Raw genomic sequence first — 16124 nt, 5'->3', positions numbered from 1 at the left:
TGACGCGGTTTCAGCCCGATTCGACCGGATACAGCCCGGGGTTCAGGAACGGGATCATCGCGGCGGTCACCGCCGGCGCATACAGCCCGGCCCGATCCAGCGCACCGGCCGTCAGCAGGCCGATCGCGCCGTCCTGCCGCTTGGAGTCGGTGCGGCCGAACACCTCGTCGTCGGCATGGCCCAGCTCCATCCCGCCGCGCACCTTCCCGGCCACGGCCTCCGGCAGCACGAAGGCGGCGCTGCGCGCCCGGCCGACCCGGCCGTCGCGGTCGACGACCACGATCCAGGCGAAGGTCAGCATCCCCTGCGACGAATCCTCGACCCCGCCTTCGACGCCGAACCAGTAGTCGGCCTCCGGCTCCGCGTCCCTGGCCGCCCGGGCCCGGTTCTCGGCGCCGATCCGCGTCTCGGCATCGGTCGCCGGCTGGTCGGACACGCCGGAATCGACGGCAACGGACGCGATCGTGGCGTCAAGATCGGGGAACGCGTCGCGAACGCCGTTCTCGACCGCGCGCAGCTTGACCGGATTGGTCGAAGAAACAACCAATCGAAGCAGTTCCTTCATGATGAGGCTGCCGCTGGACCGATGAGATCGACACCGGGAATGTGCTGAAAATCGCGAGGATTGCGAGTCATCAGCTCGAGGCCGTGCTGCACGGCCTGGCTGGCGATCCACAGGTCCTGGACCCGGGTTCGGTGGCGACGTTTCCCGTCGGCCGCCAAGTGCGCAGCGCGCTCGCCGAACACTTCGGCCGTACCGGCGTCGATCGGGATGACCGACTTCCGGTTCATCCGCCGCCAGGCCCGAAGCCGCTTCTGACGAACGCCCGCGTCCGGCGCGAGCTCCGCACCCAGCCGAAGTTCGGCCAGCGTGACGGGAGACAGGTACACGGGACGGTTTCCACTGACGGCCGACACCTGCTCAGGATGGAGCCGTCCCTGCTCGACGTCGATCCAGATGCAGGTATCGATCAGGACGCCCATGGATCAGTCGCGACCACCCATCATTCTGGACATGAGTTCACGACAGCTGGGGCTCACGATGACCAGGGGTCGCGCAGCTCATCGGACAAGGCTGCATCACCTCGCCGAGCGTCGGCTTCCCAGCTTTCCGAGACTTCGGCCTCGAGATTCTCGTGCATGTCGGCCAGCGCTTGCTCAGCCGTCATGATCCCCGGACTGGGCGAAACGCGCGCGACCGGCTGCCTGCCGCGCTCGACCACGTACTCCTCACCGGCCTCCCGCACCTGGTCAAGCACAGCGCTGAGATTCCGCGCGAGCTCGGTGGCCGTGATCCGCTTGATCGACATGACTAAGGGCCCCAGGAAATCAGACTGTCTGATTTCCAGTATCCGCCGGAAACCCGATGTCTTCAAGCGACGCTGTGGTCCGGCTCGAAAACCGGACTCAGGGCTCCTCGCTCTCCATGCCGTCGGCGAACAGGCCGACGAGGTCGGTATCGCTGTCGCTGTTGTTGGTCGGGGCAAGTTCGAGCACGCCAGCCGGTGCGGTCACGCTGGCGGTGTTGGTGATCGGGTCGTTCAGGTCGTCGAGCAGTTCGGCGTCGAGCGTGAACGTGACGCTCGTGCCCTCCGGCAGGTTGACCAGTTCGTTGATCGCCACCGTGCCGGATGGGTTGCACGCAGCGCTACCGCTCGGGGTGCAGGTCCAGGTCACGTTGCCGAGGCGCGCAGGCGGAGTGTCGGTGACCGTGGCCTGCGTCACGTCACTCGGGCCCGGGTTGGATACAACAATCGAGTAAGTGATCGCGCCACCCGGTTCGGTGAAGAACGAGCCCGAGGTCTTGTCGATGGTCAGATCGGCCGCAGCGATGACGTCGATCGTGAACGACACCGGATCGGACAGGTCGACGCCACCGTTCGCGACACCGCCATCGTCCATCGCCACGACCTCGATCGTCGCCATTCCTGTCGTGTCGGCGACCGGGGTGAACGCCAGGGTTCCCGTCGGATCGACCGACGGGGCCACGGCGAACAGGCCGGGGTTGGCGGTGACCGTGGTCATGAACGTCACGGTCTGGCCGGACTCGTTGGCCGGGCCCGCGCTGATGGCGCTGGCCCAAGGCTCGGCGTAGTCGCCATCCTCGATCTCGGTCACGTTGCCGCCGCTAGCGAAGCTCGGTGCGTCGTTGACCGGCTGGACCGTGATCGTGAAGGTCTGCGGGTCCGAGGTATCGACGCCGCCGTTGACCACACCACCATCGTCCTGGACCGTAACCTCGAAGGTCGAGGTGCCGAAGGCGTCACTGGCCGGGGTGAAGCTCAGCGTGCCGCTGCCGGCGACCGTCGGCCCGGCGGCGAACAGGGCCGGGTTCGAGACGTTGGCCACCGTATAGCCCAGCACACCCTGCGGCTCGTTCGGCGCGCCGGCGTCGAAGGCCGCCCAGCCCAGAACGGCCTGGGCGCCGGCGTCTTCGAGCACGGTCGAAGGATCGACGGCGGTGAACGTCGGCGGATCGTTGATCGGCAGCACCGTGATCGTCACGGTCGCGGTAGCGGTCGCGCCCGAGGGATCGGCGATGGCGTAGCCGAAGGTCGCTACACCCGATGCATTCAGCGGCGGGGTGTAGCTGAAGTCGCCATTGGCCTGGGTCGTCACCGAGCCGCCGATGCCGCTGGCGGCAAAGGTGCCGGGCGACTGCAGCTCGAAGCTGTCGCCGTCCGGATCCGCATCGGGGCCGCTGCCGTTGTCGATGAACACGTTGCCGCTCAGGGGCTGGTCCTCGAGCGCGCCGAAGGCGTCGTCCTGGGCCGCGGGCGGCTGGTTGAACGTGAACACGTAGGCCGAGCCGGAATCGGTGCCGTTGTCGTCGTCGCGGTACGCCCCGACCAGCGCGCGGTCGTTCGCCAGGCTGACCGAGAACCCGAACTGGTCGCTCGCCGCGCCGTCGGCCGGCGTCAGCTTGGCCGACTCGCCCCAGCTCGTGCCGTTGAAATCGAACACGTAGGCCGAGCCCGAGCTGCTGCCGTTGTCGTCGTCGAAGGGCGTCCCGACCAGCGCGCGGTCGCTCGCCAGACTGACCGACCGGCCGAACTGGTCGAACGCCGCGCCGTCGGCCGGCGTCAGCTTGGCCGACTCGCCCCAGCTCGTGCCGTTGAAATCGAACACGTAGGCCGAGCCCGAGCTGCTGCCGTTGTCGTCGTCGAAGGGCGTCCCGACCAGCGCGCGGTCGCCCGCCAGGCTGACCGAGAACCCGAACTGGTCGCCCGCCGCGCCGTCGCCCGGCGTCAGCTTGGCCGACTCGCCCCAGTTCGTGCCGTTGAAATCGAACACGTAGGCCGAGCCCGAGCTGCTGCCGTTGTCGGCGTCCAATCGCGCACCGACCAGCGCGCGGTCGCTCGCCAGGCTGACCGACCAGCCGAACTGGTCGCCCGCCGCGCCGTCGGCCGGCGTCAGCTTGGCCGACTCGCCCCAGCTCGTGCCGTTGAAATCGAACACGTAGGCCGAGCCCGAGCCGCTGCCGTTGTCGTCGTCGAGGAATGCCCCGACCAGCGCGCGGTCGTTCGCCAGGCTGACCGAGTAGCCAAACTGGTCGGCCGCCGCGCCGTCGACCGGCGTCAGCCTGGTCGTTTCGCCCCAGCTCGACCCATCGAAGTCGAACACGTAGGCCGAGCCCGAGTCGGTGCCGTTGTCGTCGTCGAAGGGCGCCCCGACCAGCGCGCGGTCGCTCGCCAGACTGACCGAGAACCCGAACTGGTCGCCCGCCGCGCCGTCGGCCGGCGTCAGCTTGGCCGTCTCGCTCCAGCTCGTGCCGTTGAAGTCGAACACATAGGCCGAGCCCGAGCTGCTGCCGTTGTCAGCGTCGAAGGGCGCCCCGACCAGCGCGCGGTCGCCCGCCAGGCTGACCGAGTAGCCGAACTGGTCGCTCGCCGCGCCGACGGCCAGCGTCAGCCTGGTCGTCTCGCTCCAGCTCGTGCCGTTGAAGTCGAACACATAGGCCGAGCCCGAGGCGCTGCCGTTGTCGTCGTCCAATCGTGCACCGACCAGCGCGCGGTCGCCAGACAAACTGACCGAGTAGCCAAACTGATCGCCCACCGCGCCGTCGGCCGGCGTCAGCTTGGCCGACTCGCCCCAGCTCGTGCCGTTGAAGTCGAACACGTAGGCCGAGCCCGAGCTGCTGCCGTTGTCAGCGTCAAAGGGCGCCCCGACCAGCGCGCGGTCGTTCGCCAGGCTGACCGAGAACCCGAACTCGTCGTTCGCCGCGCCGTCGGCCGGCGTCAGCGTGGCCGACTCGCCCCAGCTCGTGCCGTTGAAATCGAACACGTAGGCCGAGCCCGAGCCGCTGCCGTTGCCATCGTCCAAGTTCGCCCCGACCAGCGCGCGGTCGCTCGCCAGGCTGACCGACCGGCCGAACTGGTCGCCCGCCGCGCCGTCGGCCGGCGTCAGCGTGGTCGTCTCGCCCCAGCTCGACCCATCGAAGTCGAACACGTAGGCCGAGCCCGAGTCAGTGCCGTTGTCGTCGTCGAAGGGCGCCCCGACCAGCGCGCGGTCGCCGGAAAGGCTGACCGAGTAGCCGAAAGCATCGCTCCTCGCGCCGTCGGCCGGCGTCAGCTTGGCCGTCTCGCTCCAGCTCGTGCCGTTGAAGTCGAACAGGTAGGCCGAGCCCGAGCTGCTGCCGTTGTCGTCGTCGCCGAACGCCCCGACCAGCGCGCGGTCGCTCGCCAGACTGACCGAGAACCCGAACTGGTCGCTCGCCGCGCCGTCGCCCGGCGTCAGCTTGGCCGTCTCGTCCCAGCTTATGCCGTTGAAGTCGAACACGTAGGCCGAGCCCGAGCTGATGCCGTTGTCGGCGTCCAATCGTGCACCGACCAGCGCGCGGTCGCCGGACAGACTGACCGACCAGCCGAACTCATCGCCCTGCTCGCCATCCGAGGGCCGAAGGACCGCCACCTCGACCCAGCCACCGCCCGAGCCTTCCAGCACCACCGCCGCGCCGCTCCCGACCAGGCCGATGCCACCGACCAGCGCCCGGTTGCCGTCCACGGCCACGGCATACCCGAACTGCCCGTTGGGACCCGCAAAACCGCTGGGCGACGGCAAGAGCTTGGCCTGCTCCACCGCCGACTTGAGACTGCCCCAGCGCTCGGGCGAAACGTCGTCGGGCTTTTCCGGGAATCCGTCGGCCGACGTGGCTTGAACGCCCGAGTCGGCCACCGCATCGCTTGCGGCGGCCAACGGCGCCATCGGCAGAACAAGAACGAGTGCAACCAGGGTCGCGGCGAAGGGGGGCAGGCAGTCATTGCGCATGGCTATCGGTCCTTGTCGTTTCCGGTGGTTGATTCAATCAGTGAGCCGATTCCGGACCATCGCGCACGGGTGTGCGCGCGCATGCGCGGGACCGCAGTTCAGCGGGATCCATTCATTCATCAGTTCCCCTCTTCGGTCTGTGCATGGGAGCGGCAGGCAGCGCGCGACGGATTCACCCTCTTTTCGGTCGCGTACTTTGACGGCAGTCCCATCCGGGACCAAGAGACTAGCCCAGGGCGGGAGGATGATCAAATGAGATGTTCGATTGAAAATCCGGCCGGTTCGGGGTGCCGCGTGTCGAGGTGGACCGGGCCGGAAAAAACGCCCCCGGATGGCCGGGGGCGTCTGCCCTGTTGTTCGAGGTAATCGTCGAGTCTTACTCCCCCAGCTCCGCGGGCAGCGCGGGAATCTGCGGGACGGGGGATGGCTAGGTTTCTAGTTCCATCAGCACCTCTTCGATCGCGCGTTCCAGCTGGGGGACCGCGGCCATTATTGGTGGCGATGGGATCGAGTTCGATCTCGATGTCGGGAGTCACGCCTTCGTTCTCGATACTTCGTACGTTGCAGGCAAGGACCTGAGAGCTTGGATCACGAAGCCGGTTCTGAATCTGAACTCGGGGCGGGTATTGGATTCAACCCGTGAAGTCGTTCTTCAGCCGATCGATCCGGTGCATACGCTCGTGGAGAATCGCAACGACGCCGAGATCGCCAGTTTGCAGCCGTTTGCAGTACACGAAGTGCTTCTGGCTGCGATAGAAGACGCCGGCAACACCGAATTCAGCCGGAATCGGGCGGGCGGGTAGATCGCCCCCAGCGGCCTGCTCGAACGATTCGAACAGGGTGTGCACGTATCGGTCCGCCTGGTCCTTGCCCCAGCGATCGCGCGTGTAACGGTAGATCTCGTCCAGCTGTGCGGCAGCACGTTCCTGGATGCGAACCGCAGTCACCCTCGATCTGAGTTTCGGCGAATGATGTCTTCGGCGCTGAGCGGCTGATAGCTGCTTTCGGGCTGCGCGAAGGCGAGCTGCAGTTCACTCTTGAGACGTTCGAATCGCTCCTCGTCCGTGCGCTGCATGTCCCGGCGGATCAGGTCGCGAACGTATTCGCTGACGTTCTCGTACGCACCGGATTCCTCGCCGACGGCATCGGCGACATGTCGACTCAGCGCGCCGCTGAGGCGAACCGTGAGGGTGGTCTTTTCGGTCATGGCGGCGATCCTGGTCGAACCTGTCATCAATATACACAATATCGAGTACAGGTTCAGTGCGACCTGAATGGAAAACGCCCCGGAAGGCCGGGGCGTCTGGTGTCTTGCTTGACGTCCGGGAGGGTCGCTTACTCCCCCAGCTCCGTCGGCAGCGCCGGGATCGGCGGGACCGGTGACTCATAGGTCTCGAGTTCCATCAGCACCTGTTCGATCGCGCGCTCGAGCTGGGTGTCGCGGCCCTGGTTGGTGGCGATGGGGTCGAGTTCGACTTCGATGTCCGGGGCCACGCCCTCGTTCTCGATGCTCCAGTTGCCGTCGGTGTCGACGAAGCGGAAGAACGGCACGGTCATGAAGCCGCCGTCGACGAGCGGGGGGTTGGCCGAGATGCCGATCAGGCCGCCCCAGGTGCGGGTGCCGATGAGCTTGCCGATACCGAGTTCGCGGAAGGCGTAGGGCAGGTAGTCGCCGCCGGAGCCGGCGTCCTGGTCGATCAGCATGACCTTCGGGCCGTGCAGCGCGCCGGCCGGGGTGGTGTAGGGCGTGCCGTCGCGATCGACCCAGCTCGAGAGATGTTTTCTGCTGAGCACTTCGACGATGTAGTTGGCCGCCTGGCCACCGCCGTTGGACCGTTCGTCGATGATGACGGCGTCCTTGTCGAGCTGGGCGAAGAAGTAGCGGTTGAAGAAGGTGTAGCCGGCGCCGGCGGTGTTCGGCAGGTAGATGTAGCCGACGCGCCCATCGGTGGCCTCATCGACGGCCTTGCGGTTGGTCTCGATCCAGTTCCACAGACGCAGCGCGCCTTCGCCGTCGGTCGGGGTGACGGTGATGTCGCGGGAATCACGTCCATCGGCACGCGGGCTTACGGTCAGGACGACCTGCTTGTCGGCGGTGTTCTGCAGCCGCTCGAACAGGTTGTCGTCGGCGGTCAGGTCTTCGCCGTTGATGGCCAGGATGTATTCACCTTCACGCGCCTCGTTGCCGGGCTCGGCGAGCGGACCGCGCAGGAACGGGTTCCAGGACTCGCCGGTGTAGATCTTCGCGATCCGGTAGCGGCCGTCCTCGACGACGAAGTTCGCGCCGAGCAGGCCGGTGTTCGCGCCTTCGCCGCGGTAGACGTCGCCGCCGCCGACGCGATTGTGGCCGGCCTGCAGTTCGGCGATCATCTCGACCATCACGGCGTTCAGGTCCTCGCGCCGGCCGAAATGGTCGACCAGCGGACGATACTGCGCATAGACCGCGTCCCAGTCGGCGCCGTGCAGGTTGTCGGCGTAGAAGTACTGCTGCTGCATGCGCCAGCCTTCGTCGAAGATCTGCGCCCACTCGGCGCGCGGATCGAGGTCCATGCGCAGGCCCGAGGTGTCGAGCGCTTCGGGCTTCAGGTCCTCGCCGACCTCGGCGATGGCCAGGCCGTTGCCGGCCTGCTGGAGGATCATGTGCTTGCCGCCGGCGGCGATGCGGAAGCTGCGCACTCCGGACAGCACCGTGCCGGCCTCGCGCTCGTCGAAGTCGAAGCGCTTGAGTTCGTTGTCCTCGCCCCAGGAGCTGCCCGGCGGCTCGTTACTGCTGCCCGGCTGCGGCGACTCGATGTAGAACAGGCTGCCGTCGCCGGCGACCTGCAGCTGGCCGTAGTTACCCTCGGCCACCGGCAGGCCGACGATGCGGCGCTGCAGACCTTCGAAGTCGATGACGGTCTCCGGCGTTTCCTTGTCGCCGTTGTCGTCACCATTGTCGTCGTCTTCGTCTTCGTCCTTGCCGTCCTCTTCGTCGGACAGCGGTTCGTCGTCCGATTCCGGCGCCAGCGGCGAGTCGCCGTCGGCCGCGAGCACGGCGGCATACAGGCCGGCGCGGTACGGCCGCTCCTGGCTGGTCATGTTCAGGCCGACCTGCAGCGGACCGGAGTTGGTCGAGGCGGCGAAGTACAGGAACTTGCCGTCCGGCGAGAAGGCCGGCGAGGCAACGTCGGCCATGCCGTTGGAGACGGTCGTGGATTCACCGGACTCGAAGTCGTGGATGACCAGGTCGGCATGGAAGTTCGGCATCTCCTGCGTGTAGGCCAGGAAGCGGCCGTCCGGCGAGAACGAGACGTCGAAGCCGGCGCGGCGTTCGTTGGTGGCGATGCGGGTGATTTCGCCGCCGTCCAGGTCGATCGCGAACAGGCCGAGGTGGTTGTCGCTGAACACGAGGCGACCGGTGTCGGCGTGCCAGGCCTGCAGCGAGTAGAAATCCGGGCCCAGCTCGTACTCGGTCGGCGCTTCGCCGAACTGGTCGGCCACCACCAGCGTCTGGCCTTCGAGCGACTCGACGATCCAGGCCACCTGCTCGCCGTCCGGCGACCACAGGCCGGGGTACTCGCGCCGGCCCTGCGAGTCGGTCAGGTTGCGGGTCGGGCCCTTGTCGGCGGGCACGGTGAACACGTCGCCGCGGGCGGTGACGATCGCCCGCTTGCCCGTCGGCGAGATATCGATGCCCTGCACCGTGCCGGCGACCGAGGTCCAGCCGCCCCGGAGCTGGGGCAGGTCGGGGTTGAGCGAGACGGCCAGCGTGGTCGACTCGCCGCTGGCGATGTCCATCGTGCGCAGCTCGCCGCCGGCTTCGAAGACCAGCGTGCCGTCGTGGACGTTGGCCGCGCGGATGTCCCAGGTGGACTCGAAGGTGACCTGGGCCAGGCGTTCCGTGTCGGGGTCGAAGCGGAACACGTTGAAGCGCTCGTTCTCGCGGTCGGACAGGAAGAAGACCTCGTCGCCGACCCACATCGGGTTGAAGTCGGTGACGCGGTCGCCAGGGATGTCGATGAAGCTCTGCTCGTCGATATCCAGCACGCGGATCGACGGCGTGGTGCCGCCGCGGTAGCCCTGCCAGCCGGCCGAGCCACCGAACAGGCCGTTGTAGCCGGCGCCGTGGTCGATGTAGGCCAGGCGCTCGCCGGTCGCGTCGTAGGCGCCGCGGAAGAAGCGGGCCGCCATCTGCTTCTCGGGGAAACCGCCGGCCACCGGCACGTGGTACAGCTGGCCGGAACGGCCGTGGTCGGTCTCCCGGTCGGACACGAAGGCCACCGCGGAGCCGTCCGGCGCCCAGTCGACGAGCTCGTCGTTGGCCGGGTGCCAGGTCAGCCGCTTCGGCTGGCCGCCGGCCACGTCGATGACGTAGACGTCGAGCTGGCCGTCGTAGTCGGCCTGGAACGCGATCTTCGATCCGTCCGGCGAAAAGCGCGGCGCCGTTTCCTCGGCCGGGTGGCTGGTCAGGCGGCGCGGATCGGAACCGTCGCGATCGGCCAGCCAGAGGTCACCCGCGTACATGAACACCAGGTGATCGGCGGACAGGTCCGGCGCGCGCAGCAGGCGGGTGGAATCGGATTGAGCGGCCGCGGTCATCGGCAGCGCGGCGAACAGCGCCAGCGCACTGGAAACAAAAAGGTTGCGTCGCATCGACGTCTCCGGTTTGCGCCCCGGAATCCGGAGCGGTGACAACGAACAAGGGTCGGAAACCGGGCAGCATACGCGCGGCGTGACGACGCGGCGTGTGCCGAAAGGCCCGAATGCCCGCTAGCGGGTCTGGTCGCAATCGTAGCCGGCGATGCGGATCAGACGTTCCAGGACCAGGGCCTGCGCGCCCAGGCCCGCCTCGCCGAAATCCAGCTCGACGACGATCTCGTTGCAGTGGCGGGGTCTCAGCGTCATGGTGCCGACGCGTCGCACCGAGACCTCGTCGTCGTCGAATCCGCCCGGCTCGGTGATGAAGCCGCCGCCGCTCAGCTCGAGCAGGTCGAACGTCACCTCGGACTGGAAGATGCCGAGATCGGTGTTGCCGACCACCCAGTACGGCGCGCCGTCGCGATAGGTGAACCAGATGGCGAACAGGAAATTGCGGTTCGGCGCGATCTCGCCGATCTGGAGCTGCAGCCCGGTGCGCGGCAGGTCCGGTGACACCCACTGGCCGGAGTAGCGACCGTGCAGCGGCGGAAACGGCCACTGGCGGGCGTCGGACTGCGGATCGTAGGCGGCCAGGGGAATCCGCAGCCGGCGGCCGTCGCCCAGGCGGTCTTCCGCGAAGTCCACCAGCAGGTCGACCGCACCGTTGTAGGTCACCGCATCGATCGTCTCGTCGCCCTGCACCACGAAGGTCAATCCGTCGGCGCTTGTCGGCTCGTTGGCCGGACCCTGCAGCCGGCCGGGCGCCGGGTCGATGCCGGTGGCCGGCCCGCGGTCGGAAAACAGCGCGAGAGACGCATCCAGCGCGACGGAACCGCCGGTCGGTGCGAGTTGCACCGCCGGGGCCAGCAGGACGGAATCGGGCAGCACCGGCAGGGCGAAGTTGACGAGAATGGCCGAGCGCCCCGGCTCGTGACAACCGACACGCCAGGCGCGGACCCGCACATCGACGGCCGCGCCCCGGGCATCCTCGACGCTCACGGTCGCGTCGAAGGCCACCGCCGCCGGCGGTGCCACGAACGACGGGGCGAAGATGAAACAGCCGCTCGGCACGACCTGGGGCGGCGTGAAATTGTTCGGGAACTCGGTGGCCTGGGCCCGGACCGGCGATGCGGAGAGCCCGTGGAGCGTCAGGACCAGCAGCAGCCCGGCGAGCGCGAGGGAGCGCCGGGTCTCGATTCGATATCGGTTCATGGAAGCAGGTCGTGGCGGGCCTGCCCGGATTCTTGCCCGAGCGGCCCCGGCCCGCAAGCGCCCGGCCGGTGGCTCAGAGCACCCGGCCGAGGTAGGCCTTCAGGCGCTCCCAGGCATCTTCGGCCGGTTCGCGGTTCGTCTCCGGATCGCGGTCGACGTGCAGCCAGAAGCCGTGCTGGACCTCGTCGTAGATGTGCACGTCGTTCTCGATGCCGGCTTCGCGCAGTGCGGCGACGAAGGCGTTGACGTCCTCGACCGGGATCCCGCGGTCGTTGGCGGCGAAGGTGCCGTAGACCTCGTGGCCGATGTGCTTCATCTGCTCGGGATCGTCGATCAGCGAGCCGTAGAAGATCGCCGTGCCTTCGTGCTCGTCGCCGCCCAGCGCATAGGAAAGCGCGATGCCGCCGCCGAAGCACCAGCCGATCGTCGCGACGTTGCCGGTGGCCGGGGTGTTGGCCTCGAGCCAGTCGACGGCGGCGTCGAGGTTGGCGACCATGGTCGCCTCGGCGGCGCGGACTTCGCGGACCAGTTCGATGTTCTCCTCGCGGTTGCTGCCGGTGCGGCCGGAATAGAGGTCGGCGGCCAGCGCGATGTAGCCCTGCTCGGCGAAGGCGTCGGCGGTCTGGCGAATCCGGTCGACGAGGCCGTTCCACTCGTGGATCAGGATCACCGCCGGGAACGGTCCTTCGCCCTCGGGCACGGCCAGGTAGCCGGTGGTGGCCGGGTCGCTGGAGAAATAGTTGACGTCGCGGCCGGTCGGCGGCGGGGCGTTGCCGGTGATGGCCTGCATCATCGCGTCGTGCCGGCCTTCCTGGGCCTGCGCGAGCATCGCCGCTGCCAGCGCAGCGAGCACGGGGACGATGCGGAGAAGCGCTGCAGTCGGGTTCATCGTGCGACGTCCGTTGAAGAGGCGATCGAGTCTACGCAAAGCGCCGTGACGGCTCAGCGCCCGGATGGCGCATCATCGCGGCCGTGGCGGCCGGTGACGGCGTCGAGTGCGAGTCCCGCCGCGGCGCCGAGCACCAGACCGGCGGCCGGGTTCGCAAGCAGCCAGCCACCGATCATTCCGGCGCCCGCGCCGAGCGCAATGAGCGATGTGGAGTGTGCATTCATGCGCTTGCCTCGTTGCTGTCGGTGTCACTGACCGTACCACACGGGCTTGCACCGGACGGCGGGGCCGCCCGGCGCGAACGTGATCGTCATTGCACTGGCCGGTCAGATCGTTGCTGCAATTGGTATCGGTATCGGAATCGGAATCGGTATCGGTATCGGGATTGACATCGGAGCCGGGCTCAGGGCTGCGCGATCGCGGCGAAATCCATGGCCTCGAGGTAGGCCTTCTTGTCGTCGATCGAGGCAGTGCCGCCGACCGTGATCAGCACGCGACCGCCGACCAGGCCGGTCAGTTCGCCGTCCTGGTTGACGAAGCTCTGGCGGTTGACCCGGACGACCTCGCCCATGTTGGCCAGCATCTGCGGATTGGCGTACATGCCGGCCATGGTCATGATGCTGGGGTTGTCGGCCATCATCCGGATGCGGACATCGCCCGACGGCCCGGAATAGGTGCCGGTGGCCGTCACGCCGCCGCCGAACATGCCGACCGCGGCGTTGGCTTCCATGTCGACTTCGCGGGTCCAGTCGTCCAGCGGCTCGGGCAGCAGGGCGGCGAAGCGCTCGCCCTTCATCGCCTGGAGCAGGGTAGCCGCATAGGACAGCTCCTCGGCGGCGGCATTGATGTCGTCGGCGGCATAGGCCTCGAGTGCGGCATCGATGGTTTCGGTGAATTCATCGGCCAGGGCGGGCGCCGACAGGCTCAGCGCGGCGGCGGTCAGGACAGCGGCAGTGGTCTTGCGGATCATCTCGATGCTCCCATGCGGTCAAGGATTCACATCCCGGTATGGTCCGATCCCTCAACCCACCGCGAAACCGGCCAGCACCGGTTCGGGATCGCTGTAACGAACGGACAGATCATTCGACTGCACCGCTTCGCGGCGGCTTCGGCAGGACGCGCCCGGTCGGCACGACATCCTGACGGATGCAGGCCACGCGCCGGCCTTCGTCGATCTCGTCGAGCGGCGGTGTGGTCCTGGCGCAGTCGTCGGTGGCGTACGGGCAGCGGGTGCGGAACACGCAGCCCGACGGTGGGTTGGTCGGGGACGGCAGTTCGCCGCCCAGCGCGCGGCGCTGGCGGGCACGCTCGGCCACCGGGTCGGGAATCGGCACCGCCTCGATCAGCGCGCGGGTATACGGATGCCGCGGATCGGCGTAGAGCTGGTCGCGGCTGGCGATTTCCATGACCTTGCCGAGGTACATCACCAGCACCCGGTCGGACACGTGCTGGACCACCGACAGATCGTGCGCGATGAAGATCAGCGACAGCTGCAGCTTCTTCTGCAGCTCCTTGAGCAGGTTCACGATCTGCGCCTGGATCGATACGTCCAGCGCCGAGACCGGCTCGTCGCAGACCACCAGGCGTGGGTTGACGACCAGCGCCCGGGCGATGCCGATGCGCTGGCACTGGCCACCGGAGAATTCGTGCGGATAGCGGTTGATCAGCTCCGGCGCGATGCCGACCATCTTCAGCATGCCGGCCACGCGCTCGCGGACCTGGATCCCCGACATCGAAGGAAAGAAATTCCTCAACGGCTCACCGACGATCTGGCCGACGGTCATGCGCGGGTCGAGCGAGCCGAGCGGGTCCTGGAAGATCAGCTGCAGCTCTCTGCGCTTCTTGCGCATGGCGTCTTCGTCGAGGCCGATCAGGTTGTCACCGAGCCAGACCACACGGCCGGCGTCGGGCTTGACCAGACCGAGGATGGCGCGGGCCAGCGTCGACTTGCCGCAGCCGGATTCGCCGACGATGCCCAGCGTCTCGGCCGCGCCGAGTTCGAAGCTGACACCGTCCACGGCGCGGACGACCTCGCGCTCGCGCCGGAACCAGCGCGACTCGCCGTCCACTTCGAAGTGGACCGAGAGGTCCTCGACCTTGAGCACCGGGTTGCGCATCAGGCGTTTTCCTCGCTCGATTTCGGCATCGGGCGCGATTCCAGGAAGCAGCGCTTCCAGCGATCGTCGTCGAAGGGCTCGAGCTTCGGGTGCTCGGTGCAGGCGTCGAAGGCGTAGTCGCAGCGTGCGCGGAACGGGCAGCCGGTCGGCAGAGACACCAGGTCCGGCGGGTTGCCGGGAATCGCGCGCAGGATGCCGGAGTCCTCGCGATCCAGCCGCGGCACCGACTCCAGCAGGCCCTGGCTATAGGGGTGGGCCGGGTCGGCGAACAACGGTTCCACGTCGGCCATCTCCATCACTTCGCCGGCATACATCACCAGCACCTTGTCGCACAAACCCGCCACCACGCCGAGATCGTGGGTGATCAGCACGATCGCGGTCGACGATTTCTCCGACAACTCGCCCATCAGCAGGTTGATCTGGGACTGGACGGTCACATCGAGTGCCGTGGTCGGCTCGTCGGCGATCAGCAGGTCGGGCTGACAGAGCAGGCCCATCGCGATCATGATGCGCTGGCACATGCCGCCGGACAGCTGGTGCGGGTACTGGCGCATGCGCCGCTCGGGATCGCTGATGCGGACCTGGCGCAGCATCTCGATGGCGCGCGCGCGGGCCGGACCGCGCTTGAGATTGCGGTGGTGGGTCAGGACCTCGATCAGCTGCTCGCCGATCGACATGTACGGGTTCAGTGCGCTGACCGGGTCCTGGAAGATCATCGAGATCTTCGAGCCGCGGATGCGCGTCTGTTCCGAGGTCGACAGGCCCAGAAGCTCCTGGCCGCGGAACCTCACCGAGCCGGAGGCCCGGCCGTTTTCGGCCAGCAGGCCCATCATCGCCAGCGCGGTCTGGGTCTTGCCCGAGCCCGATTCGCCGACGATGCCCAGCGTCTGGCCGGGTTCGAGGTCGAAACTCAGGCCGTTGACCGCATGCACCACGCCGTCGGGCGTGTCGAACGTAACGGTCAGGTCGCGGACTTCGAGCAGGGCCACTACTTCACTCCTTGAGACGCGTCATGAACCGGCGGCCGGGTGCCCGTAGGCCGACGCGGAATCCGCGCACCGCCGGAGGCCGCCAGCCGTTCGCAGCATCGCGTTCTCATCGGTCGCGCGGGTCGAGCGCATCGCGCAGCCCGTCTCCCAGGAAGTTGAACGCGAACAGTGTCGCGGCCAGGAACGCGGCCGGGAACAGCAGCGACCACGGTGCGGTCTCGAGCTCCTGCGCACCCTCGTTGACCAGCGCGCCCCAGCTGGTCAGCGGTTCCTGCACACCGAGGCCGAGGAAGCTGAGGAACGACTCGACCAGGATCACTTGGGGAATGGTCAGCGAGACGTAGACGGCCACCACCCCGAGCAGGTTCGGAATGATGTGGCGCACGATCACCTGGCGTTCGGTCGCGCCGGAGGCGCGCGCGGCCTCGATGAAGGCCTTGTTCTTCAGGCTGAGGGTCTGGCCGCGGACGATCCGGGCCATGTCCAGCCAGTTGACCGCACCGATCGCGACGAAGATCAGGAAGATGTTGCGACCGAACACCACCATCAGCAGGATCACGAAGAACATGAACGGCAGCGCGTAGATCGCATCGACCGCGCGCATCATCCAGTTGTCGACGCGCCCGCCCAGGTAACCGGCCGTGGCGCCGTACAGCACGCCGATGAACAGCGAAACCAGCGTGGCGACCAGGCCGACCAGCAGCGAGATCCGCCCGCCGACCATGACCCGCTCGAACAGGTCGCGGCCCAGCGCGTCGGTGCCCATCAGGTGACCGGTCTCCAGCGACGGCGGCGTGGAATAGTGGTCCCAGTCGGGGATCTCGTGGTCCCAGGGGTTCAACATCGGTCCGATCGTGACCATCACGACGATCACGACCAGGAGGCCGGCGCCGGCCAGCGCGGCCTTGTTGCGCTTCAGCCGGTGCCAGGCGTCGACCCACAGCGACCGGCCCTTGACCGGCCGGCGGTCCATGGCCTGCTCGAAGGCGTCGGGCTCGCGCGGTGGCGTGGTCGATTCAGCCGTCATAACGA

Annotated in this window: 14 protein-coding genes; all 14 read right to left on the bottom strand. The window is 67.8% G+C overall.

Going from position 1 to position 16124, the window contains the following annotated elements; genetic code table 11:
* Positions 1-10 precede the first annotated feature (10 nt).
* Positions 11-565: an inosine/xanthosine triphosphatase gene (gene yjjX / locus HFP89_RS01610; protein ID WP_168715894.1), complete on the bottom strand. Its 555-nt coding sequence runs from the start codon at positions 563-565 to the stop codon at positions 11-13.
* Complete coding sequence (locus HFP89_RS01605; protein WP_168715893.1) at positions 562-984, bottom strand: type II toxin-antitoxin system VapC family toxin; 423 nt, start codon at positions 982-984, stop codon at positions 562-564. Before HFP89_RS01605 ends, yjjX begins: the two co-directional genes overlap by 4 nt.
* A 53-nt stretch (positions 985-1037) precedes the next feature.
* Positions 1038-1376, bottom strand: a complete 339-nt coding sequence (locus tag HFP89_RS01600; RefSeq protein WP_168715892.1) for a type II toxin-antitoxin system Phd/YefM family antitoxin — start codon at positions 1374-1376, stop codon at positions 1038-1040.
* 31 nt (positions 1377-1407) lie between these two features.
* Entirely contained in the window at positions 1408-5268 is a 3861-nt protein-coding gene (locus HFP89_RS01595) for an Ig-like domain-containing protein (RefSeq protein WP_168715891.1), read from the bottom strand.
* A gap of 632 nt (positions 5269-5900) precedes the next feature.
* Complete coding sequence (locus tag HFP89_RS01590; RefSeq protein ID WP_168715890.1) at positions 5901-6215, bottom strand: type II toxin-antitoxin system RelE/ParE family toxin; 315 nt, start codon at positions 6213-6215, stop codon at positions 5901-5903.
* Positions 6212-6475, bottom strand: a complete 264-nt coding sequence (locus tag HFP89_RS01585) for an addiction module antitoxin (protein WP_168715889.1) — start codon at positions 6473-6475, stop codon at positions 6212-6214. Before HFP89_RS01585 ends, HFP89_RS01590 begins: the two co-directional genes overlap by 4 nt.
* A 128-nt stretch (positions 6476-6603) precedes the next feature.
* On the bottom strand, positions 6604-9900 hold the full coding sequence (locus HFP89_RS01580; protein WP_240955836.1) for a S41 family peptidase: 3297 nt from the start codon (positions 9898-9900) through the stop codon (positions 6604-6606).
* Positions 9901-10017: 117 nt separating this feature from the next.
* Positions 10018-11097 carry a hypothetical protein gene (locus HFP89_RS01575; RefSeq protein ID WP_168715888.1) on the bottom strand — a complete coding sequence of 360 codons (1080 nt, stop codon included), beginning with the start codon at positions 11095-11097 and terminating at the stop codon, positions 10018-10020.
* A 73-nt stretch (positions 11098-11170) separates the two neighbouring features.
* Complete coding sequence (locus HFP89_RS01570) at positions 11171-11986, bottom strand: dienelactone hydrolase family protein (protein ID WP_168715887.1); 816 nt, start codon at positions 11984-11986, stop codon at positions 11171-11173.
* A gap of 53 nt (positions 11987-12039) precedes the next feature.
* Complete coding sequence (locus tag HFP89_RS01565; RefSeq protein WP_168715886.1) at positions 12040-12210, bottom strand: hypothetical protein; 171 nt, start codon at positions 12208-12210, stop codon at positions 12040-12042.
* A gap of 179 nt (positions 12211-12389) precedes the next feature.
* A complete protein-coding gene (locus HFP89_RS01560; RefSeq protein WP_168715885.1) occupies positions 12390-12956 on the bottom strand; it encodes a hypothetical protein in 567 nt (188 codons plus the stop codon).
* Positions 12957-13065: 109 nt separating this feature from the next.
* Entirely contained in the window at positions 13066-14103 is a 1038-nt protein-coding gene (locus tag HFP89_RS01555; RefSeq protein WP_168715884.1) for an oligopeptide/dipeptide ABC transporter ATP-binding protein, read from the bottom strand.
* Positions 14103-15092, bottom strand: a complete 990-nt coding sequence (locus HFP89_RS01550; protein ID WP_168715883.1) for an oligopeptide/dipeptide ABC transporter ATP-binding protein — start codon at positions 15090-15092, stop codon at positions 14103-14105. The genes HFP89_RS01555 and HFP89_RS01550 overlap by 1 nt, the downstream gene beginning before the upstream one ends.
* 106 nt (positions 15093-15198) lie before the next feature.
* Complete coding sequence (locus HFP89_RS01545; protein ID WP_168715882.1) at positions 15199-16119, bottom strand: ABC transporter permease subunit; 921 nt, start codon at positions 16117-16119, stop codon at positions 15199-15201.
* Positions 16120-16124 lie beyond the last annotated feature (5 nt).

Source organism: Wenzhouxiangella sp. XN79A, assembly GCF_012272825.1.
Lineage (GTDB): Bacteria > Pseudomonadota > Gammaproteobacteria > Xanthomonadales > Wenzhouxiangellaceae.
The sequence above is the reverse complement of the archived record's forward strand: the minus strand, read 5'-3'. Positions and strand labels throughout refer to the sequence as shown.

What these genes read in the sequence shown, in the direction of transcription:
- HFP89_RS01555 (WP_168715884.1), bottom strand. Translation starts at nt 14,103, where the DNA reads ATGCGCAACCCGGTGCTCAAGGTCGAGGACCTCTCGGTCCACTTCGAA.
- HFP89_RS01580 (WP_240955836.1), bottom strand. Translation starts at nt 9,900, where the DNA reads ATGCGACGCAACCTTTTTGTTTCCAGTGCGCTGGCGCTGTTCGCCGCG.
- HFP89_RS01570 (WP_168715887.1), bottom strand. Translation starts at nt 11,986, where the DNA reads ATGAACCCGACTGCAGCGCTTCTCCGCATCGTCCCCGTGCTCGCTGCG.
- HFP89_RS01585 (WP_168715889.1), bottom strand. Translation starts at nt 6,475, where the DNA reads ATGACCGAAAAGACCACCCTCACGGTTCGCCTCAGCGGCGCGCTGAGT.
- yjjX (WP_168715894.1), bottom strand. Translation starts at nt 565, where the DNA reads ATGAAGGAACTGCTTCGATTGGTTGTTTCTTCGACCAATCCGGTCAAG.
- HFP89_RS01565 (WP_168715886.1), bottom strand. Translation starts at nt 12,210, where the DNA reads ATGAATGCACACTCCACATCGCTCATTGCGCTCGGCGCGGGCGCCGGA.
- HFP89_RS01560 (WP_168715885.1), bottom strand. Translation starts at nt 12,956, where the DNA reads ATGATCCGCAAGACCACTGCCGCTGTCCTGACCGCCGCCGCGCTGAGC.
- HFP89_RS01575 (WP_168715888.1), bottom strand. Translation starts at nt 11,097, where the DNA reads ATGAACCGATATCGAATCGAGACCCGGCGCTCCCTCGCGCTCGCCGGG.
- HFP89_RS01595 (WP_168715891.1), bottom strand. Translation starts at nt 5,268, where the DNA reads ATGCGCAATGACTGCCTGCCCCCCTTCGCCGCGACCCTGGTTGCACTC.
- HFP89_RS01545 (WP_168715882.1), bottom strand. Translation starts at nt 16,119, where the DNA reads ATGACGGCTGAATCGACCACGCCACCGCGCGAGCCCGACGCCTTCGAG.
- HFP89_RS01605 (WP_168715893.1), bottom strand. Translation starts at nt 984, where the DNA reads ATGGGCGTCCTGATCGATACCTGCATCTGGATCGACGTCGAGCAGGGA.